The organism is Streptomyces caelestis, assembly GCF_014205255.1.
Taxonomy (GTDB): domain Bacteria; phylum Actinomycetota; class Actinomycetes; order Streptomycetales; family Streptomycetaceae; genus Streptomyces; species Streptomyces caelestis.
In genome coordinates, this window is record NZ_JACHNE010000001.1 from 187,201 (window position 1) to 206,179 (window position 18,979).

The 18,979-nt window shown below is 71.3% G+C and carries 19 protein-coding genes; 4 read left to right on the forward strand and 15 right to left on the reverse strand.

Annotated elements, in window-relative coordinates; genetic code table 11:
• The first annotated feature begins 185 nt into the window (after positions 1-185).
• Positions 186-404 carry a hypothetical protein gene (locus tag HDA41_RS00810; RefSeq protein ID WP_184979703.1) on the forward strand — a complete coding sequence of 73 codons (219 nt, stop codon included), beginning with the start codon at positions 186-188 and terminating at the stop codon, positions 402-404.
• Positions 405-896: 492 nt separating this feature from the next.
• Here the strand turns inward: HDA41_RS00810 and HDA41_RS00815 are convergent, their stop codons facing one another.
• On the reverse strand, positions 897-1,508 hold the full coding sequence (locus tag HDA41_RS00815) for a response regulator transcription factor (protein WP_184979705.1): 612 nt from the start codon (positions 1,506-1,508) through the stop codon (positions 897-899).
• A gap of 1,815 nt (positions 1,509-3,323) precedes the next feature.
• On the opposite strand from HDA41_RS00815, the gene HDA41_RS00820 reads away from it, so the two are divergent.
• Positions 3,324-4,163 carry an AfsR/SARP family transcriptional regulator gene (locus tag HDA41_RS00820; RefSeq protein WP_184979707.1) on the forward strand — a complete coding sequence of 280 codons (840 nt, stop codon included), beginning with the start codon at positions 3,324-3,326 and terminating at the stop codon, positions 4,161-4,163.
• A 790-nt stretch (positions 4,164-4,953) separates the two neighbouring features.
• Here the strand turns inward: HDA41_RS00820 and HDA41_RS00825 are convergent.
• From HDA41_RS00825 to HDA41_RS00850, 6 genes are all read right to left on the reverse strand, one after another.
• Positions 4,954-5,754: a thioesterase II family protein gene (locus HDA41_RS00825; protein WP_184979709.1), complete on the reverse strand. Its 801-nt coding sequence runs from the start codon at positions 5,752-5,754 to the stop codon at positions 4,954-4,956.
• Between the two features lie 66 nt (positions 5,755-5,820).
• A complete protein-coding gene (locus HDA41_RS00830; RefSeq protein WP_184979711.1) occupies positions 5,821-6,711 on the reverse strand; it encodes a 3-hydroxybutyryl-CoA dehydrogenase in 891 nt (296 codons plus the stop codon).
• Complete coding sequence (locus HDA41_RS00835) at positions 6,708-7,706, reverse strand: 3-oxoacyl-ACP synthase III family protein (protein WP_184979713.1); 999 nt, start codon at positions 7,704-7,706, stop codon at positions 6,708-6,710. Before HDA41_RS00835 ends, HDA41_RS00830 begins: the two co-directional genes overlap by 4 nt.
• A 57-nt stretch (positions 7,707-7,763) precedes the next feature.
• Complete coding sequence (ccrA, locus tag HDA41_RS00840) at positions 7,764-9,122, reverse strand: crotonyl-CoA carboxylase/reductase (RefSeq protein WP_184979715.1); 1,359 nt, start codon at positions 9,120-9,122, stop codon at positions 7,764-7,766.
• A 615-nt stretch (positions 9,123-9,737) separates the two neighbouring features.
• Positions 9,738-9,971: a hypothetical protein gene (locus tag HDA41_RS00845; protein WP_184979717.1), complete on the reverse strand. Its 234-nt coding sequence runs from the start codon at positions 9,969-9,971 to the stop codon at positions 9,738-9,740.
• 87 nt (positions 9,972-10,058) lie between these two features.
• Positions 10,059-10,433: a hypothetical protein gene (locus tag HDA41_RS00850; protein WP_184979718.1), complete on the reverse strand. Its 375-nt coding sequence runs from the start codon at positions 10,431-10,433 to the stop codon at positions 10,059-10,061.
• Positions 10,434-10,518: 85 nt separating this feature from the next.
• Here HDA41_RS00850 and HDA41_RS00855 point away from each other — a divergent pair, with 85 nt between their 5' ends.
• Together HDA41_RS00855 and HDA41_RS00860 are read left to right on the forward strand one after the other, a co-directional pair.
• Positions 10,519-10,956: a hypothetical protein gene (locus HDA41_RS00855; RefSeq protein ID WP_184979719.1), complete on the forward strand. Its 438-nt coding sequence runs from the start codon at positions 10,519-10,521 to the stop codon at positions 10,954-10,956.
• A gap of 332 nt (positions 10,957-11,288) precedes the next feature.
• A complete protein-coding gene (locus tag HDA41_RS00860; RefSeq protein ID WP_230299829.1) occupies positions 11,289-12,008 on the forward strand; it encodes an RNA polymerase sigma factor in 720 nt (239 codons plus the stop codon).
• A 248-nt stretch (positions 12,009-12,256) separates the two neighbouring features.
• Here the strand turns inward: HDA41_RS00860 and kynU are convergent, their stop codons facing one another.
• The 8 genes from kynU to paaA form a co-directional block, all read right to left on the reverse strand.
• The gene (gene kynU, locus HDA41_RS00865) at positions 12,257-13,528 is read right to left on the reverse strand and encodes a kynureninase (protein WP_230299828.1); all 1,272 of its coding nucleotides are present in this window, start codon (positions 13,526-13,528) and stop codon (positions 12,257-12,259) included.
• Between the two features lie 3 nt (positions 13,529-13,531).
• Positions 13,532-14,338, reverse strand: coding sequence for an alpha/beta hydrolase family protein (locus HDA41_RS00870; RefSeq protein ID WP_230299827.1), 807 nt, complete (start codon positions 14,336-14,338; stop codon positions 13,532-13,534).
• On the reverse strand, positions 14,331-15,176 hold the full coding sequence (locus HDA41_RS00875; RefSeq protein ID WP_184979720.1) for a tryptophan 2,3-dioxygenase: 846 nt from the start codon (positions 15,174-15,176) through the stop codon (positions 14,331-14,333). The genes HDA41_RS00870 and HDA41_RS00875 overlap by 8 nt, the downstream gene beginning before the upstream one ends.
• Positions 15,177-15,265: 89 nt before the next feature.
• Entirely contained in the window at positions 15,266-16,369 is a 1,104-nt protein-coding gene (locus HDA41_RS00880) for a 2Fe-2S iron-sulfur cluster-binding protein (protein ID WP_184979721.1), read from the reverse strand.
• A gap of 8 nt (positions 16,370-16,377) precedes the next feature.
• A complete protein-coding gene (gene paaD / locus HDA41_RS00885) occupies positions 16,378-16,875 on the reverse strand; it encodes a 1,2-phenylacetyl-CoA epoxidase subunit PaaD (RefSeq protein WP_184979722.1) in 498 nt (165 codons plus the stop codon).
• Positions 16,872-17,660, reverse strand: a complete 789-nt coding sequence (paaC, locus tag HDA41_RS00890; protein WP_184979724.1) for a 1,2-phenylacetyl-CoA epoxidase subunit PaaC — start codon at positions 17,658-17,660, stop codon at positions 16,872-16,874. Before paaC ends, paaD begins: the two co-directional genes overlap by 4 nt.
• Positions 17,650-17,958, reverse strand: coding sequence for a 1,2-phenylacetyl-CoA epoxidase subunit PaaB (paaB, locus tag HDA41_RS00895; RefSeq protein WP_230299826.1), 309 nt, complete (start codon positions 17,956-17,958; stop codon positions 17,650-17,652). The genes paaC and paaB overlap by 11 nt, the downstream gene beginning before the upstream one ends.
• Positions 17,955-18,878, reverse strand: coding sequence for a 1,2-phenylacetyl-CoA epoxidase subunit PaaA (paaA, locus tag HDA41_RS00900; protein WP_311772197.1), 924 nt, complete (start codon positions 18,876-18,878; stop codon positions 17,955-17,957). Before paaA ends, paaB begins: the two co-directional genes overlap by 4 nt.
• Positions 18,879-18,979 lie beyond the last annotated feature (101 nt).

Genomic DNA, 18,979 nt, shown 5'->3' on the forward strand with positions numbered 1-18,979 from the left:
CGGCCGCGGTGAGCTGCCGGAGCAGCTCGGTCCTGGTCCTGTCCAAGGCGGCCGGGGGCTCTGGGGTGTTCGTTCAGGCAGGCCCACGTCGGCGTCCCGGTGATCTCGACGAAGGGCGTCCGTGCGGTGCGTGCCGCGCCGGCCAGGGCCGCCCATGCCTGGCGTACGGCCGGCAGCCCGGCCAGATGGTGAAGTCGCGGAGCGAGACGGTGCTGTCCTCGCGCAGGTCCCCGGCCGCCTGTGTCAGGGAGAAGACCTGGTCGTCGTCTTCCGTGAGCAGCCCGGCGTCGGCGCAGACCCGCGCCCCCCGGTGCCGGATGGGCGCCTGGGTCCCGGTGGCCGTGGCCGGCTCCTGGACGGCGCCGGAGGCCGGCGCCTCGGCGGCGGCCGGAAGGGACGGCTGACGGCATCGTGGGACTTCCTCCTTCGGGCGGACGGGACGGTCACACCCTGCGACGCCGGCCTCGACAATCGCTCGAGCGCGGACGGACACCACCGCGCCCCGTGCCGCCGTCGACGCTGTAGTCCCGCTCCACCTCACCTCAAGCCCGGCCCGGGAGGCTGTGCTTGGCGCCCCGGGGGGGCGCCGGACCACGGGACGGCATGCGACAGGCCGTCCGGGCCCGGCGAGACATCGACGTGCCCCGGCGCAGACGAGGAGATCGTCCATGAGGCATACGACGCGGACAGTGCCGCTGTCAGCCGTCCAGGACGCGAACCTGGAGCTGCTGGCGCAGGTTCGGCCCGCCACCGCGGTGAGCACTACGGCTGGTGCCCTGCCCCTGTACCAGTGGGCCGGCCCCAGCGAATCGAGCAGCGGATGCACGGCGCGTCACATTCCCCGGGCGGCGCACCGGCCGAGATGCCCGCCTCGGCGCCCCCCGCCGCCCCCCGACTCAAGGTAACCAGCCCTGGTCGTAGGCGATCCGGACCGCGTCGATACGGTTTCGCGCGCCGAGTTTGGTGACGACGGAGGTCAGGTAGTTCCGCACGGTCCCTTTGGACAGGCACAGGCTGTTGGCTATCTCGCCGGCGTCGGCGCCGCGGGCAGCGTGCCGCAGGACTTCCGTCTCCCGGGCCGAGAGGGGATTCTCCTGGCAGTTCCAGGCCTCCAGCAGCAACTCGGGGTCAATGGCTCGCTGACCGGCGGCGACCGCACGCACCGACTTGGCGAGCTGGCTGGGCGGGGCGTCCTTGAGGAGGTACCCCGGCACTTGGGCGGCCAGAGCGCGGCGCAGCAGGCCCGGGCCGCCGAAGGAGGTGAGGATCAGGGTGCGGCAGCTCGGGAGCTTCTGGTGAAGTTCCGTCGCCGCGGTGAGCCCGTCCGTGCCGGGGAGATCGATGTCGAGCACCGCGACGTCGGGCCGGGTTTCGAGAGCGGTCGGTACGATGTCGTCCCCCCGGCTCACCAAGGCCACAACGGTCAGGTCCGCTTCCAGCCCCAGCAGGGCGGCCAGGGCCCCGCGGACCATATGAACACCCTCGGCGAGCAGGATTCTGGTGTGCATGGTCGTTTACTTTCGTTTCGTGCGCTCCGGCCCCACGCCGGTGCACTTGTTCTGACCCCCATTGCTTTCGGCAGCGGCCGCCTGATCGTTCGGAGGCCGCAGTGGTGCCTCCGCGACGAGCTGGAAGCGACCGTCCGGGCGGACGCCCTTCCCCCTCCGCTCGGCCGCCGAACTCCGCCAGGCGGGCGCCGAGCTTGCCCGGTCCGTGGCCGCTGTGGAGGCCGGCGGCGGACGGGACGACGCCGTGGTTGACCATGACGAGCCGCACGGTGCCGCTCCGCATGTTGATCGTGTTGGAGCGGTTCCTGGCCTTGCCGTGCCTGAGGATGTCGGTGGTTCCCTCCTTCGGCACTGTGGTCAGGGCGGCGTCGAGCGCCGGGTCCAACCGGTCGTGGTCGGTCACCGGGGCCACGTCCATGCCGGCCTTGGCCATCACACGCGGGTCGGTGAGGGCCTGGTGCGAGGCGTCCACCATCGCCGCGTTCTCCCGACCGGCGCGGCGCGCCTCCGCCGGAACCAGCCGACAGGCCGGCCCCTCCTTCAGGATGATGACGGAGAGGCTGCCCCCCGACAGGTCGCGGAGGTCCCGCGAGAAACGCAGCCGCTCCCGCGTCACCGCTGCCCAGAGCGCCGGCGACGACCAGAGACCAGACGAGCCGGACCGCGCGCATGTCGAGCGGCAGGACTGAGGCGGCCGGCGTCCCCGTCCTACGGGCCCGGGGAACGCCGTACCAGAGGGTGGGCAGACAGGTCGGTGCGGCTTGCGCACAGAGGACCACCGGCAGTCGGCGCAGCGCCCGCAGCCTCACGACAGTCATCGGAGCGGCGAACGCGAGCTCGGCGAGCACGATGGGGGCGATGACAAGCGGGACGACGGTGATGCCCCGGGTCAGCCAGTGCCTGGGGATGTCATGGTCCGGCAGCCGGTCCGGTCCGTCCGGCCGGCACTTCCCGAGCACTCCGGGGGATCTCTCGCGCAAGGCGCCGACGCACCGTCCATTGCCGGCAGCACTCACAACTCGTCTTCTCACGAGCGCCGGCCGCTCGCTGTGCGGCAGCGGTCATGCCTCACACGTGCCGCGCGGTGCGGGAGTTCCCGTCTTCGTGACCGACCGGCCTCCGGGACGGCCGTCGGCCCTCTCCTGAATGTCGCGCCCATGCCACACGGGCGACAGGAAGGTTTCCGTGAGCAAATAAAATAAATCGAGCACAGCAAATGCACGAAGCTGAAAAAAGCCGAGGGTGCGCTTCGGCCTTCCTTGTCGACTTCCGCCCTCTGCCTTCGGCACGGCAGGCCCCGAGCACCGGTGACCCGGTATTCCGTTCCGTCAGATGAAGTCCATGCCCCGGGAGTTCCGTCGGTAACCGCCCGACAGACCTGAAAGTGGCGCACGTCACCGACGACATCTCCCCCTACACGCCTCCGGCGGCCCGACTGCGGCGTCCCCGGGTAAGTAATGAATAAAGACTCCTGTCGAGACGTGCCGCACAGAGATTCTTTCCGCATGGGAGTAGCGGGGATGATGAGTGGGGGGAGGCTCATGTGTCCATGATGGCGGGTTTTGAAGCCCTCCTGTCAAGATTCTTGAAAGTTAAGAGTCATGATTACCTTGCGAACAAACCGCGTCTTTCACGCAAAGGGTGTCCAGCATGTGAGCAGCGATCGTCTGAATCGTGGACGCAGGGTCCAGCTAGGGCACTTGAGGAATGACATGACATATTCACACGCAGACTCGTGAGTGGATCACTGGGCGTCACGGCGCCAACCTGCCAGTCTTCGGAGCAAGTTCCGCAAGACAGCAGAGGACTCAGATGATGGACATCACGGTTCTCGGGCCGTTCAACGCCACCTACCGGCAACAGTCGTCGTTCGTCCCCAGCGCCACCAAACCCCGTCAGGTCCTGGCCCTCCTGGCGTTGCAGGCCGATCGCGTCGTCACCGTGCCGAACCTGATGGAGGAGATCTGGGGCGAGCAACTCCCGCGCAGCGCCGCCACCACCCTGCAGACCTACATCCTGCAGTTGCGCCGCAAGCTCTCCGCCGCCCTGGAGTGCGACGCCGTGGATGCGAAGGACGTCCTGGTGACACGGCACGGCGGGTACCTCCTGCGGGCCCAGCCCGGGCGGGTGGACGCACAGGAATTCGAGAAGCTCGCCGCCTCGGGAGGCAGCGCCCTCGAGGCGGGAGACGACAGCACGGCCTCCAGGCTTCTCAGTCAGGCACTCGGGCTCTGGGGCGGGCCCGCGCTGGTGGATGTGAAGGTGGGCCCTGTGCTGGAGCTGGACGTCGTCCGCCTGGAGGAGAAGCGGATGACCGTCCTGGGGCAGCGGATCGACGCGGACCTCAGACTGGGCCGCCATGGCGAACTGGTCCCGGAACTCTCCGTGCTGACCACCCGGCACCCCATGCACGAGACGTTCTGCGCGCAGCTCATGACGGCCCTGTACCGGTCCGGCGGCTCGTGGCGGGCCCTGGATGTGTACCAGCGGTTGCGCTCGGCCCTGGTGACAGAACTGGGCCTGGAACCCTCGCAGCGGCTGAAGCGGCTGCACCAGGCGGTGCTCTCCGGCGAGGAGATTCCCGACCACCGCGGCTCCGCCCCATCCCACGGCCGCACCGCGGCCCGGCTGAGCAGCCGGCCGACCGCTGCCTGAGGTCGCCCGGTGCCGCCGGGGCCGTCCGCTCGCCAGGTCCCGGCGGACGTCCGGGGTCCCGATGTCCTGGGCTACAGCGTATTTGTTGGATCCGTCAGGCAGGCGAGTCGCCGACCCTGTGGGCGGGCGACGACCCATGCCAGGCCGGGGCACCGCCGCCCCCCAACGGTCTGGAGCGCCGGCTTCACCCGACTGTTGGACCCGGACCACCCTCCGGGGTCACCACGCTGCTCGCCGGCGACCGGTGCGAGACAGGTGCCGGCCGGGGCCGAACGGATGCTCGACGACCGCGGTTTCCACGCCGCGTTCGTACCGGGCCCGCTCGGCGCCAAGGCGACCCGGCTGGACGACTCAGCCGGTCGTCCGGCCGGTCTTTGCGCCGGGACGTCTCGCTCGGCGTCTGCCACGGCCTCGCCGCCCTCTGCGCCGCCGCAGCGGTGTGGACCTGCGGCGACGACCGGCCGCGCGACCGCATCGCCCGACTGCTCCTGGACGGCGGCCGTGTCACGTCGGCCCGGCAGGCCGCCGCCGCCGTGCAACGCGGACCGCGCCGCACGACTGCTGATCCGCACGCACCCCGGCCGGCACGACTCGACGCAGCTGGTGAACCGGGCCCGGTCGCCCGGCGACGCGCTGGTCGGCGCGGCGGGACAGGGCGTCCGGACGTGCCCTGCGAGGTACCGTGGGTCAGCCCCCGGAATCGCCTGTGATCGGTGTCCCGCTGCTCGGCGGAGGTCCAGGCGGTGCCGTAGTCGGGAAGCCCGCCTGCCGGACAGCAGCAGGCAGGTGTTCATGGAGGTGAGGATGTTCCCTCCCGGCAGATCTCGTCCTCGGGAAGTTCCGCCGTCGTGCCTCCTGGTACCGCGACGGCCGGTGGACCGATCCGCCCGAGCCGGTCCGCCAGGGCCGTCCGGAATTCGGGCTCGTCGAGGAAGAAGTGGCCCCCGGGCAGCAGAGTCAGGTCGAAGGGCCGTGAGGTCAGCTCACCCCACGCTTCCATGCCCGCCGGATCGGTCAGCCGGTCCTGGAGTCCCGCGAAGGCCGCGATCGGCATGTCCAGCGGCTCGCTGTGCGCATGCGCATAGGTCTCCACCATCCGCAGGTCGGCGCGGATCGACGGCAGGTACACATGCAGCACCGCCGGCTCCGCGAGCAAGGCTTCCGGGAGGCCGCCCATCCGGCGCAGCCCGGCTGTGAACGACGCATTCGGAAGCGTGTGGAGGGGGTCGTGGGACAGCGGCCATACAGGGCTGTTGCGCCCGGAGACGAGCAGCAGTTCGGGCGGTGTGCCCAACCGCCGCAGACGCCGCGTGGCCTCGTAGCCGACGAGCGCGCCGAAACTGTGGCCGAACAGGGCGAAGGGCCGGCCCCGGCCCTCTCCCATCAGCCGGATCACCTCGGTCACGACCTGCCCGATGTCCCCCAGCGGGCGCTCACGCAGCCGCCTCCCGTGGCCGGGCAGTTCCAGCGGGACCACCCGCACTCCCTGTGGCACCGCGGCCTCCAGGCGTCCGTACGGCCGTGCGCTGCCGCCGGCGTGCGGCAGGCAGTAGAGGGTCAGCCAGGTCTCGGGGGCGGAGACCTGCGTCATGGATCGTCTCCCTTCCGGCGGCACGGAAGAAGCCCGTGCACCGTCGATCGTTTCAGGGGGCCCGGGTCACCCGTAGCGGTAGAACCCTCGCCCCGCCTTCTTGCCCAGGAGCCCGCCTTCGACCATGCGCGTCAGCAGCGGCGGCGGGGCGTAGAGCGCCTCCTTGAACTCGTCGTAGAGGGCGTCGGCCACCGAGTGCAGGACGTCCAGGCCGATCAGGTCGGCGAGCTTGAGCGGGCCCACGGGGTGGGAGCAGCCCAGCGTGATGCCGCGGTCGATGGTCTCGGCGGAGGCGAAGCCCGACTCGACCATCCGCATGGCGGCCAGCAGATACGGCACCAGGAGCGCGTTCACCACGAAACCGGTACGGTCCGCCGCGTGGATGGCCTGCTTGCCCAGGCCCGTGGTCACGAAGTCCTCGGCCCGGGCCAGCGCCGACTCGGACGTGTGCAGCGAGGAGATGAGCTCGACCAGCGGGATGAGCTGCGCCGGGCTGAAGAGGTGCATGCCCAGGACCTGCCCGGGCCGGCTGGTGGCGCTCGCCATGGCCGTGATGGACAGGGAGGAGGTGTTGGAGGCAATGATCGCCTCCGGATCCTGCAGCGTCTTGTCGAGCAGGGCGAACAGCTCGACCTTGGCGGCCTTGTCCTCGACGATGCTCTCGATGACCAGCTGACGGTCCGCCAGGTCGATCAGGTCGGTGGTGAAGGAGATCCGGCCCAGAGCGGCATCACGCTCGGCCGCACCGATCCGCTCGGCGCGCACCGCCCGGTCGAGGGAGGCGAGGATGCGGCTGCGCCCGGCCGCGAGCGAGTCCTGCGAGGAGACCGCCACCCGCACGTCGTACCCGGCCAGCGCCGACAGTTCGGCGATGCCCGAGCCCATCAGTCCGCAGCCGACGACACCGACCCGCTCCACCCGACCGGCCGCTTCCTCGCGGTGTGACGTCGGCGTCATGCGGCGGCCCCCCAGCGCAGATAGGCGGCCGCCATCGACATGCCACCGCCGAAGCTGCCCAGCATGACCAGGTCCCCGGGGCGCAGGTGTCCCGCGCGGGCCGCGTCGTCCAGCGTGACCGCGACCGAGGCGCTCCCGGTGTTCCCGTAGCGCTCCAGCGTGCGGTGGGTGTGTGCGTGGGCCAGGCCGCTGGCCTCGACGAGTTGGGAGAGCAGCACGCCGTTGGGCTGGTGCGGAACGAAGTGCCGCACCTCGCTGAGCGGAATGCCCGTCCTGTCGGCCAGGCGCCGGGCGAAGGGCGGAAAGTTCTCCATCACGAAGTCCCGCACACCCCGCCCGTCCATGCGGAAGAGGTGGTCACCACGGGCGAGGGTCTCGGCGGACGCCGGGAGCCGACTGCCGCCCGCGTCGACCCGGATCAGCCGCTGGGCATCACCACGGCTGGCGAGTTCGAAGTCGACGAACTCGTACCCGTCCCCCGTCCGGCCGACGAGCGCGGCCCCGGCGGCGTCGCCGAGCAGCACCGCCGTGCGGCGGTCGGAGAAGTCCAGACACCGGGAGTACAGATCGGCGGCGACCACGAGGGCAAGGCTCTCCGGCCGCTGGGCGACCAGGGCACGGGCGAGCGCGAGGGCGTAGACGAAGCCGCTGCACACCACGTTGATGTCGAAGCAGGCGGCACGACCGGCGCCCAGGAGGTCCTGTACCAGGCAGGCGGTGGGGGGCTGCGGCGAGTCCCCCGTCGAGGTGGAGACGATCAGATAGTCCACGTCCTCGGCCGCCACGCCGGCGAGATCCAGTGCCTCGGCAGCAGCGCGGGCGGCCAGGTCGGACGTCGCCTCGTCGGGTGCCGCGTAGCGCCGGCTCCGGATCTGTGTCTTGCGCTCGATCCATTCGGTTTCCACTCCGACGCGTTCGGCGACCTCGGCGTTGCTCACCTCCTGCTTCGGAAGATACGAACCCGTGCTCAGGATTCCTGTGGAGTGGGGAAGCATGGGGCAGTGTCCCTTCGGGCGGTGTTCCGGGGTTCCGGGTGCGTTTCGGATTCCGGGTCAGGCCGGACTCCGGTTGCAGGCGGAACTCCGGGCAGGGCTCCGCAACGGGTTGAGCCGCTTCTCCCCGATCCTCGCGCGCAGTTCGGGATCGGTGACGCCCAGTCCTTCGCGGGGTGCCAGGCAGAGCACTCCGACCTTTCCGACGTGGCGGTTCTGCTGCACCAGGCGTACCGCCGCACCGATCTCCTCGAGCGGATAGACGTCGGACAGCAGCGGAACCAGTTTCCCGAGGGTGAACAGCCGGTTGCACTCCCCCATCTCCTGCAGGTTCGCGGCATGGCTGCCCACAATGCGCTTCAGGTGCATCCACAGGTAGCGGTTGTCGTACTGGTGCTGATAGCCGGTGCTGGATCCGCAGGTGACGACCGTGCCCCCGCGGCGGACCACGAACACCGAGATCCCGAAGGTCGCCCTGCCGACGAAATCGAAGACCACATGGGGATCCTCGCCGGTCTCCCTGCGGATGATCCTGCCCAGTTGCCTGCCCAGGGTGATCGCGTCCTCGGGCGTCGTGTCGCCGCCGATGCCGATCTCCGCACGGTTGACCACCACGTCGCAGCCGAGGGCCCGCACCAGCCGTGCCTTCTCCTCCGAGCCGACCACGCCGACCGGGATACCGCCCGCGTTCTTGACCAGTTGGACGGCGTAGGCGCCGAGGCCGCCGGCCGCTCCCCAGATCAGGACGACGTCGCCGAGCTTGATCCGGGCCCCCCGGTCGCTGATCAGCATCCGGTAGGCGGTCCCGGCTGTCAGCAGGTTGGCGGCCGCCTCCTCCCACGTCAGATGGGCCGGCTTGGGCAGGAGCTGGCTCGCCCGGACCACCGTGTAGTGCGCCAGCCCGCCGAAGTTGGTCTCGAAGCCCCAGGCACGCTGCCCGCTGCCGAGCACGCCGTCGGCGTGTGTCACCGGTTCCTGGTCGTCGACCTGCATGCAGGAGACCACAACGTGGTCGCCCACCCGCCACCTGCGTGTGCCGGAGCCCACGCGGACGATGACGCCGGCGGCGTCGGACCCGAGGACGTGGTAGGGCTGGTCGTGCCGGGCGGCGTGGCCTCCCTCCCTGCCGTAGCGTTCCAGGAAGGTGAAGGTCGGTATCGGCTCGAACATGGCCGACCAGACGCTGTTGTAGTTGACGGAACTGGCCATCACGGCCACCAGCACTTCGTCCGGGGCCAGTTCCGGCATGGGCACCATGCCCACGCGAAGCGACTTCCGGACGTCCTTGTCCTCCACCCCCGTGAAGATGCCCGCGTCTTCCTTGCGAAGGTGGGCGGCAAGGTATTCGTCCGGAACCTTCTCCCGTTGCAGCTCTTTCGGGCCCGCGCCGGCCAGTACCGCCTCGGTCAGGGACGACATGGAAATTCCTCCGATGCGACTCAGAACAAGTGGTCGTACAGGGCTTCGGCCGCTTCCCGGACGGTGAACCGGGGTGGTTTGTCGAGCATCACGCACACCTTCGTCGGTCCGGGAACACAGAGCCCGGACGGGATCGGACCACTGGCGGGTCGCACTTCGGCGGATATCAACTTGAGGCCGGGCGCGGCCGGTTCGGCACCGGGGAGCCGGGAGAGGCGGGTGTACAGGCCACCGGGCCGCGTGATCGGGAGTGGCGATCGATGCCCCAGCGTCTCCCTCGTCCGTGACGTCCTTCAGTGGCCGCCACCGCCCGCAGGCCCCCGAGCCGCCGCCGGGCAAACGGCGTCCCGCGCACACGACAGCCCCGGTGTCGGTGTGCCGAGATGACATGCCGAAGCCCATCATTCCTCCGGAGGGTGGGCGAAGAACGCTTCGCGACCACCCTCCACGGACTGTCTGGAACGGCCCTCGAACTCGGCTGGACAGCACGCCCGGGCAGCCGTTCGGCCGGGGCTCGAGGCAGATTCCAGTCGGCCTGGCCAGGCTCAAGGCATGAGAAGTCCCGATGTCCGAGCTCACCCGGCGTACGACGTCGCAGTGCTCGGCGGCCGTCTCTCAGCCGGCCTGCCGGCGGCAGTGCTGGCCGGGCAGGGCGTCCGGGTTCTGCTGGTGAACCCTCGGGGTGATCGCTGCGAGCTCGCGGGCGAGACGACGCTGCCGTACACCGCCGAGGTCTTCCGGTTGCCGGCCCGCCGCTTCGAGGTGCCGGAGATCGCCGCTTCCGGCCTGTTCCCCGAGTTGCCCGCAATGCTGCGCGGCACCAGCGGCGTGAACCGCGGCCTGCGCCACCTCCACCATCGTCCGGGCAGACGGCTGAGCCCCCGGGAGGGTGTGCGCTTCGAGGTCCCCGGCGAACACGCCGAGTGGCATCCCTTCCTACCGGACGCCGACCGCTACGCCCTCGACCTCGCCGCCGTCTACGGCGCGGCGGCGTCCGTCGTCCCGCTCGAGGACGCCGGGATCGCCGAGGGCCACGCCTGGGCGCGCACCGAGGACGGGCTGCACCAGGCAGGCTTCGTCGTGGACGCGGTCGGCCCCGGCTCTCCCTTGGTGGCGCGCAACGGCGGTGACGACCGGGTGGCACGGCTCCGGCACCGTTCCCGCCTGCCGGCCACCGGAAAGCGGGACGTGGCCCCGTTCGAGGACCTCCTCCCGCGCGGCCGGTCCCGCCGGTCCGGCCCGTGGTCGCGGGGCACGGTCCACCATCTCTTCGACGGCGGCTGGGTGCAGCTCGTCGGCTTCGGCAACCACGGCGGAGGGCCGCGACCCGCTGACCGGCGTCACCCTCAGCGTCGACCCGGACCGTTTCGACAGCCCCCCGGACGATCCGGAACAGGTGTTCCACGCCGTCATCGGCGGTTTCCCCGATCCGGCACGGCGGTTCAGGGGGGCCTCTGCAGCCGCGCCCTGGACCGACTCGCCGCTCTGGCAACGCACGGCCCGGACCTGGGGGCCACGGTGGTTCGTCTCGGAACCGTCGGCGAGCGACGACCTGTTCCTCACCCGCGAGATCACGATGAACGCGGAGATCGTCCACGCGCTGGCCGCGGCCCTGATCCGCGCCGTCCGCCGCGGCGACTGGTCCGCCGAGCCGTTCACGCGGGTGGCCCCCCTCCAGGAGGAGCTGACCCGGCACAACGACCGGCCGCTGTACGCGGCGCACACCGCGTGTCAGGACTTCCGGCTGCGGAACGCCCTCTGCCGGGTGTGGCTGGTGTGGCAGCAGCTCGCGCAGCTGTCGCTGCGCCGGGCCCGCCTCATCTGCAGGGGCTGAAGGACGGGGCCTTCGTGCTCCCACTGGCCATCCTCAAGAGCCGCCGGCCCCGGGCCCACCACCCCTCGTGGCGCGAGCGCGGCCGGACGACCGGCGGACCGGCCCGTCGGGGGCACCACCGACCCACTCCGGCGAGGCAGGCACGTTCATGACCGTCGCCATCACACGGACACCGGTGCCCGAACAGGCCGACGCGCCGCTCGCCCAGCTGCCGACGTCCGAGGGCCGTGCCAACCCCTGTCCGCATGGCAGGTGTGAGATCAACCGCTCTTGACCGTCCGTCACCCCGCTCACCTGGAACGCACCACGCACGTCAGAAGGTGAATCGCGCAATGCCCCACCAGCAGCATCGGCCCGAGGCCCTCGGGGTCGCCTCGCTCAGCGGTGCCGACGAGCACACCTTCGCTCCGGCCACGGGCCGCGTCCGGCCGCTCCGGGCAGCCCGCCGCACTCATGAGAGCCCCATGTCCAGCACCCGTACGTCAACCACGCCCGAGACCGGCGCCGAGCCTCGCGGCACCGGCGTCATCGCCCTCCGCGACCGCCACATCCCGGAGGTGAGCGCCCTGCTTCCCCGCGCTCAGGCCGGCGACCGTCAGGCGATGAACGACCTGTTGCAGCACGTCGCCCCGCTGGTCGTACGGCTGTGCCAGCGGGTCACCCGGCGGCACGGCCTGGATGCCGCCCAGGAGGCCATGCTCGCGATCTACCGCGGCGTCCGCGGTCTGCGCGAGCCCAATGCCTTCTACGCCTGGGCCCGCGCGATAGCGGTACGGGAAGCCGTCCGCACCCAGCGGCGCCTGGGCGACTTCGCAGCCGAGGATCTGCCTGACCTGGCGCAGGACACCAATCCCATGGCAGCCGTCCACATCAACGACGTCTTGGACCGGCTGCCGGACCACCATCGTGAGGTACTCACCCTCCGCGCGGTCTACGGCCTGGACGAGCAGGAGATGGCAACGGCGCTCGCCCTGCCGCTCGGGACGGTCCGCTCCCGGTTGCACCGCGCCCGGCGAAGCTTCCACGACGCCTGGCACCAGCAGTCCGCCTGACGGACCAACGTCGGCTCGGACACCGTCTCCCCGTGGGGGAGCACCCCCCGCGCCGCTGCCCGCTCCGGCGCCGCGACCCGGCACCCGGGCACGCCGCGCGGACAGCTCATCGCCGGGATCCGCGCACCGACGCAGCCTCCAGGTGGTGACTCGACGCCGGCCGGACCAGGTGAGCGCCTGGCCGGCGCGCAGCCGGCGCCGCGGAACGTCACGTCCACCGCCGGCAGCGCGAGCCATGTGCGAGGCGGTCAGGTGACGGCGGCGCGCTGCCGGAAACACGGGTCCCGGTGCTCCCCGTGGGTCACGGCCTCCCGCAGGTGCCGTACAGCCGTCAGCATGTCGCGGTGGGAGCCGTACAGGGCGTTGACGCCGAACCGCAGCAGGTCCGGAGCCCGCATGTCGCCGATGACACCGCGGGCGGCGAGCGCGCGTACCAGCGGATACGCGTCCGGGTGCCGCAGAGCCACCTGACTGCCGCGCCGGTGCGGTTCCCGTGGGGTGACCACGGTGAAGCCGAGACCGTCCAGCAGGGCGTCGGCGCAGTCCATGAAGAACCCGGTCAGCGACAGGCTCTTGGCCCGTATCTGCTCCATGCCGATCCCGTCGAAGGCGGTGAGGGCCGCTTCCAGCGCGAGCAGGGAGAGGATCGGCGGCGTGCCGATCCGGGCCCGCTCCACTCCCGGGGCGGGGGTGTAGTCACCGCTCAGTCCGAAGGGGTCCGCGTGCCCGTTCCAGCCGGTCAGCGGCTGGTCGAACGCGGCCTGGTGACGCCGGGCGAGGTAGATGAAGGCCGGGGCACCCGGTCCGCCGGAAAGGAACTTGTAACCGCAGCCCACCGCCAGGTCGGCACCCAGCTCGTCCAGCCGGACGGGCAGCGCGCCTGCAGCGTGGCACAGATCCCACAACATCAGTCCCCCGGCCTCCTGTACGGCACGGGTGATCGCGGCCATGTCGTGCAGCTCACCGGTGCGGTAGTCGACCGGGGAGTAGCCGGCCACCGCCACCTCGCGCCCCTGTTCGGCCAGCCACCGCGGCAGGGCGTCCACCGCGACCCGGCGGACCTCCAGGCCGAGCAGCCGGGCCACCGAGTCGGCGATGTACTGGTCGGTGGGGAAGTGTCCCGGATCGGTCAGCAGCAGCCGTCGCCCGGGACGCAGCCGGGCTGCCGCGGTCAGGCCGTTGAACAGCTGCACGGTGGTGGAATCGCCCGCCACGGTCTGCCCGGGCGCCGCGCCGAGCAGCCGTCCGATCGCGTCCCCCACCCGCAGTGGCGCCTGCCACCACTGATGCTCGTTCCACGACCCGATCAGGCCGGCACCCCACTGCCGGTGGACGACATCCGCGAGCACTCCCGGCACCGCGGCCGGCAGGGCTCCGAGCGAGTTGCCGTCCAGATAGACGATTCCGTCCGGCAGGACGAAGCGTTCCCGCTGGGCCGCAAGCGGGTCCGCGGTGTCGAGTGCCAACGCCCGTGCCCGCAGTTCCGCGAGGGCGGGCGCGGTTTCGGCGGAGACGGTCACCGGTCACCCCTTCTCGTGGCGTGACAGCCGGGCGAAGACGTCGATCTCCGCGCGGGAGGCAGGCGAGCCGGGCTCGATGAGGGTGTAGTGGCCGGTCTCCGGCAGGACGACCAGCTCGGCCTCCGGGTGCACCGCCATGTAGTCGCCGAACTGCTCCAACGGCACCTCCTCGTCGGCGGCGCCGTGCAGGACCACCGTCGGCACGCCGGTCGAGCCCTTCTCCCGCAGCAGGGTGAGCGGATCGGTGACCGGAAGCCGGGACTCGGCGTGGTCGGCGCCGCCCAGCAGTTCCAGCGCCGCGCTGTTGCTGAGGTCCTCCCGGATCGCCCCGGCGAGATCGGTGACGGGAGCCAGCGCGAGCACCGCGGTCGGCAGGTCGGTGGTGTACCACGGCGACTCCGCGGGCAGCAGCCCGCGTGCGGCAGCCCACAGGGCGAGGTGGCCGCCGGAGCAGTGGCCGGCCAGCACGTAGGTGCGGCCGGCCGGAATGGTGTCCACCGCCAGGGCGACGTCGTCGAACGTGCCCGGATAGCCGCCGTCGCCGCCGGATCGCCGGAACTCGGGCAGCACGGTGGTGAACCCGTTCGCCGCCAGGTACGCGGCGAAGGGCGTCAGATGCATCCGGTTGTACCGCCAGTAGCCACCGTGCAGCAGGATGACCAGCGGGGCGTCCGGGTCCTCGGCCGGCCACAGGTCGTAGACCTGGCTGGGGTGTTCGCCGTAGGAGCGGTGGACCGGCGCGAGCACGGGCTTCAGGCCCAGCACCCGGCGCTCTTCCTCGGCGGCGGCTTCGGAGATCTGCCTAGACACGACCGCGCACCGTCCAGAGCTCGGGGAACACGGGACGGGCGGCTCGTTTCTCCAGCCAGGCGACGCCCGAGGAGCCGCCGCTGCCCGTCTTGGCGCCCATCGCCCGGCGGGCGGCGAGCAGATGGTCGCCGCGCCAGCGGATGACGAGCTCGGCGATGTCGGTCAGCGCCTCTCCCAGGCCCAGCAGAGGATCGTTCTGCGGGCCGGCGTAGACCCGCCGCCAGGCCTCCTCGACGTCCGGGTCGGCCTCGTACGGCGTGGTCATGTCGCGTTCCAGTACCTGCTCCGGAACGGGCAGACCGCGGCGGTGCAGGTAGGCCAGCGTCTCGTCGTACAGCGACGGCTGGTTCAGCAGCTCCTCCAGCCCGGCGTATGCCCGCGCATCCGCCCGCTGCGGGTTCATCAGCGAACGGGACTTGTCGCCGAGCAGGAACTCCATCTGCCGGTACTTCGCCGACTGGAAGCCGGACGCCGCGCCGAACGCCTCACGGAATCCGTTGAACTGGACCGGGGTCATCCTCGCGATCGGCCGGAAGGAGTCGTTGAGGGCGTGATGAGCGCTGATGCTGCGGCGCAGGGCGTCCATGGCGCGCTCGTGGTCGTCCTTGACCAGCGCGTCCCGGGCGGCCTGCCACTCGTGGACGACCAGGGTGAACCACAGCTCCATCACCTGGGTCGTGACCAGGAACGCCATCTCGTGCGGGTCGTTGGTCAGGGGCTGCTGCAGGGAGGACAGCAACGAGGCGTGGACGTAGTCGTCGTAGGGGGTCTTTCCGTGGAAGGTCACCAGCGGATCGTCCGTCCCCGGGTCGCGGGGCACTGACGTGGTGTCGGTCATCGCGTCTCCTCGACGGGGTGCGCTATCGGCGCGGTGAGATACAGCGGGCAGTGGTCATGTGGCGCCCTTCTCGTGTGCTCGAAGGCTGCTCAGAGGTCGAAGTCCAGCCCCACCTCCTCGGACTCCGGACGGGCACGGCAGGCGAGGGTGTATCCCGCCGCGAGTTCTGGGGGCCCCAGCACGTACTGGCGGCCGGTCGTGACGGTTCCGTGGGTCACCCTGGCGCGACAGCTTCCGCACAGACCCTCGCGGCAGGAATACGGAGTGTCCGGCCTGACCCTCAGCAGTGCGTCCAGCACCGTCCGGTCCTGCTCCGCCATGACGGCCACGGTCGTCCGTCCGCCGAGAGAGGCGGTGATCTGCACGGTGCCGCCGGGAAGTTCGGCCGCCGGTGGTGGCGGGTCCTGGGAGGCGAGGGTGAAGAGTTCGAAGCGTATCCGTGCCGGGTCGGCACCCCACCGGGTCAGGGCCTCGCGCACCGACGTGACCATCCCCCAGGGTCCGCAGAGGTAGAAGTACGCGTGGCCGTCCGGTTCGGCGCCGACCGCCCGGAGGAGTCCCGGCAGCCTCGTGGTGTCGATGTGGCCGGAGAGCATCTCGGCCTCGCGCGTCTCCCGGGTCAGCACGTACAGGGGGAGGAACCGGTCGACGTAGGCGTCCTTGAGGTCGGCCAGTTCGTCGGCGAGCAGCACCGACCGGGCCGTACGGTTGGCATAGATCAGCGACACCCGGCACTGCGGGTCGTCCCGCAGTGCCGCCGTGGCCATGCTCAGCAGCGGGGTGATGCCGCTGCCCGCGGCCACCATCACATGGTGCGCCGCGGGCTGCGCCACGAGTCCGAAACCGCCGGTCGCGGGCGCGACGTCCAGCACGTCACCGGCGGTCAGCACGGTCGTGGCGTAGTCCGCGAAGCCGCCTGGGCCGAGCCGTTTGACCACCAGGCGCAGCGCGCGCGGCTCGGAGGGTGGCGGGCAGATCGAGTAACTGCGGCGGATCTCGCTGCCGTTCAGGGCGTGCCGGACGGTCACGTGCTGACCGGGCCGGTGGGCGAAGGTGCCGGCCAGCCGGTCCGGGAGGTCGAGAGTGAGGGCCACCGCGTCGTCGGTGAGCGGCCGCACCTGCGCCACACGCAGCCGGTGCCATCCGGTCGCCCGCCCGGTGGGCGCCGCCGTGTCCTGCTCGGTCGTCGTCATGGGCGCCGTCACACCGCCTTCATGTGGGGGAAGGACTCCTGGCAGGCGGTGCACACCAGGACCGTCTGACATCCGGTCGGCCCGAAGGGGCCGAGCGGCCGGGTCGCCACGGAACCGCAGTGCGGGCAGGGCCGGCCGAGACCGAGCCGGACCGGCAGCGGTGCTCCGACGGGGCCGGGGGGCACGATGCCGTGTTCGGCGAGCTTGCGGCGGCCCTCCTCGCTGATCCACTCGGTGGTCCACGCGGGCGAGAGTGCCCACGTCACCCGCCCGTCGGGATGGCCGCACTCCGCCAGTACGGTCCGCAGGTCCGCCTCGATCACGGGGAGCGCCGGACAGCCGAGGTAGGTCGGTGTGACGACGACCTCCACGACACCGTCCGCGTCCTGACGCACCGAACGGAGCACTCCCAGGTCGGCGAGGGTGATCACCGGCAGTTCCGGATCCGGTACGGCCCCCACCCGGGCCCGGATCCGGTCGAGGTCCGAGCGGAGAGCCGCGCTCACCAGACACCTCCGGGGTACTGCCGGAACACCGACTGGAACTCGGCCAGCAGCGGGGCGAACGCCTCGGTGTGGAGTCCCGACCGCCCGCCGGTCGCCTGCCAGGACGGCGCCGGGACCATGAGCTCGGCCTCCGTCAGGACCCCGGCCACCTCCCGGCCCCAGGCGGCCTGGAGGCGGGCCGGGGCGACCGCCGTGCCGTCGGTGTCGAGCCGGGCCGTCAGGTCGTCGGCCTCGAACAGCTCGGCCGCATAGGGCCAGACGTGCTCCAGACCCGCCTGCATCCGCCGACGGCTCTCCTCGGTGCCCAGGCCCAGCCGTACGGTCCACTGCGAGGCGTGCAGGCGGTGGTACTCCGCGTCCTTGGCCGCGCGAGCGGCGAAGGACGCCAGCCCCTCATCGGCCGATGCCGCCAGTTCCGCGTACAGCAGACTCGTGTAGTGCGTGTACGCCAGCTGCCGGGCGATGGTGACGGCGAAGTCGCCACCCGGGAGCTCCGGCAGCAGCGCGTTGCGGAACTGTCGCTCGGTCCTGCGGTAGGCGAGGTCGTCGTCGCTGCGGTTCGTCCCGTCCGAACGACCGCTGAGGCTCAGCAGGGTCCGGGCGTGGCCGAGCAGGTCCAGGGCGATGTTCGACAGGGCGAGATCCTCTTCGATGGTGGGGGCGTTGGTCACCCATGCGCACAGTCGCTGACAGAGGATCAGCGCGTCGTCACCGAGCCTGAGGGCGTACTCGGCGATGTCGCGGTTCCGCGTCCCGGCGACGGCACCTCGGAGTTCACTCGTCATGGTCGTCTGCCTCGTTGAGCGGCACGTACATCTGCGGATACCGGTAGGGCTTGTCGGCTCCGTTGCTGAAGAAGGGGTCCTTCTCGCCGGGAGACGAGGCACGCACCGCGTCGGAACGCACCACCCAGATCGACACCGGGTCCCCCCGGCGGGTGTAGAGGTCTCTGGCATGGGCGATGGCCATGTCGGCGTCCGCGCCGTGGACCGACCCGGCATGCTGGTGGGAGAGGCCACGACGCGGCCTGATGAACACCTCCCAGGGCGCCTGTGCCCCGGCGGCTTCGTGTTCGTGGCTCACTGCTCCCGCCCCTCCGTCGTCCGGCGTGCCGCGTAGGCGTCGGCCGCCGCGCGCACCCAGGCCCCGTTCTCGTGGGCCGCCACGCGGTGCGCCAGCCTCTGCCGACCGCACTGCGCGCCTGCGGCCAGGGCTGTGCGGTACACCTGCCAGTCCACCGGAGTGAAGTCGTAGTGCCCGCGCTCCTCGTTCCAGCGGATCGCCGGGTCGGGCAGGGTCACCCCGAGCCGCTCCGCCTGCGGGACGACGGTGTCCACGAAGCGCTGGCGCAGTTCGTCGTTGGTGTGGCGTTTGATCCCCCAGGACATCGAACGGCGGCTGACCGCGGCGCCCAGGGCCGCGGCCCGCGCGTCCCCGCCGCCGTCGACCGTGTCCGGCGGTCCGAACATCAGGGCCACCGCGGGCAGCCACCACCGGCCGACGGCGTCCTGCGCCATCTCCTGCTGCTCCCGCGTGCCCCGGCACAGCGCCCAGAGCAGGTCGTATCCCTGACGGACATGGAAGGTCTCCTCCTGACACACCCGCTGCATGGCCCGCGCGTACGGGCCGTAGGAAGTGCGGCACAGCGGGGCCTGGTTGATCACCGCCGCGCCGTCCGTCAGCCAGGCGATCGCCCCGGTGTCGGCCCAGGTCAGGGCGGGGTGGTTGAACGTGTCCGAGGACCGCTGGTGTCCGCTGTGCAACGCGTGGAGAAGTTCGGCCCGGGTGACGCCGAGGGTCTCCGCCGCCGCGTACAGGTACAGGCCGTGTCCGGCCTCGTCCTGCACCTTGGCGAGGAGGGCGGCCTTGCGTCGCAGGGAGGGGGCCCGGGTCAGCCAGGACGCCTCCGGCTGCATCCCGATGATCTCCGAGTGCGCGTGCTGGGCGATCTGACGGAGCACCATCCGCCGGTAGCCGTCGGGCAGCCAGTCCCGGGGTTCTATCCGCTCGTCGGCCGCGACGAGTGCCTCGAAGCACTCGCCGAGATGCTTGTCGTCGCCCGCGGCGACGGCCGTTGAACCTGCCTCGGTGGTCACCTGGAACC

Bases quoted from the DNA above. Each gene is read 5' to 3' on its own strand.
- HDA41_RS00810 (WP_184979703.1), top strand. From the start codon at position 186: ATGGTGAAGTCGCGGAGCGAGACGGTGCTGTCCTCGCGCAGGTCCCCG.
- HDA41_RS00815 (WP_184979705.1), bottom strand. From the start codon at position 1,508: ATGCACACCAGAATCCTGCTCGCCGAGGGTGTTCATATGGTCCGCGGG.
- HDA41_RS00820 (WP_184979707.1), top strand. From the start codon at position 3,324: ATGGACATCACGGTTCTCGGGCCGTTCAACGCCACCTACCGGCAACAG.
- HDA41_RS00825 (WP_184979709.1), bottom strand. From the start codon at position 5,754: ATGACGCAGGTCTCCGCCCCCGAGACCTGGCTGACCCTCTACTGCCTG.
- HDA41_RS00830 (WP_184979711.1), bottom strand. From the start codon at position 6,711: ATGACGCCGACGTCACACCGCGAGGAAGCGGCCGGTCGGGTGGAGCGG.
- HDA41_RS00835 (WP_184979713.1), bottom strand. From the start codon at position 7,706: ATGCTTCCCCACTCCACAGGAATCCTGAGCACGGGTTCGTATCTTCCG.
- ccrA (WP_184979715.1), bottom strand. From the start codon at position 9,122: ATGTCGTCCCTGACCGAGGCGGTACTGGCCGGCGCGGGCCCGAAAGAG.
- HDA41_RS00860 (WP_230299829.1), top strand. From the start codon at position 11,289: ATGCCCCACCAGCAGCATCGGCCCGAGGCCCTCGGGGTCGCCTCGCTC.
- HDA41_RS00875 (WP_184979720.1), bottom strand. From the start codon at position 15,176: ATGACCGACACCACGTCAGTGCCCCGCGACCCGGGGACGGACGATCCG.
- HDA41_RS00880 (WP_184979721.1), bottom strand. From the start codon at position 16,369: ATGACGACGACCGAGCAGGACACGGCGGCGCCCACCGGGCGGGCGACC.
- paaC (WP_184979724.1), bottom strand. From the start codon at position 17,660: ATGACGAGTGAACTCCGAGGTGCCGTCGCCGGGACGCGGAACCGCGAC.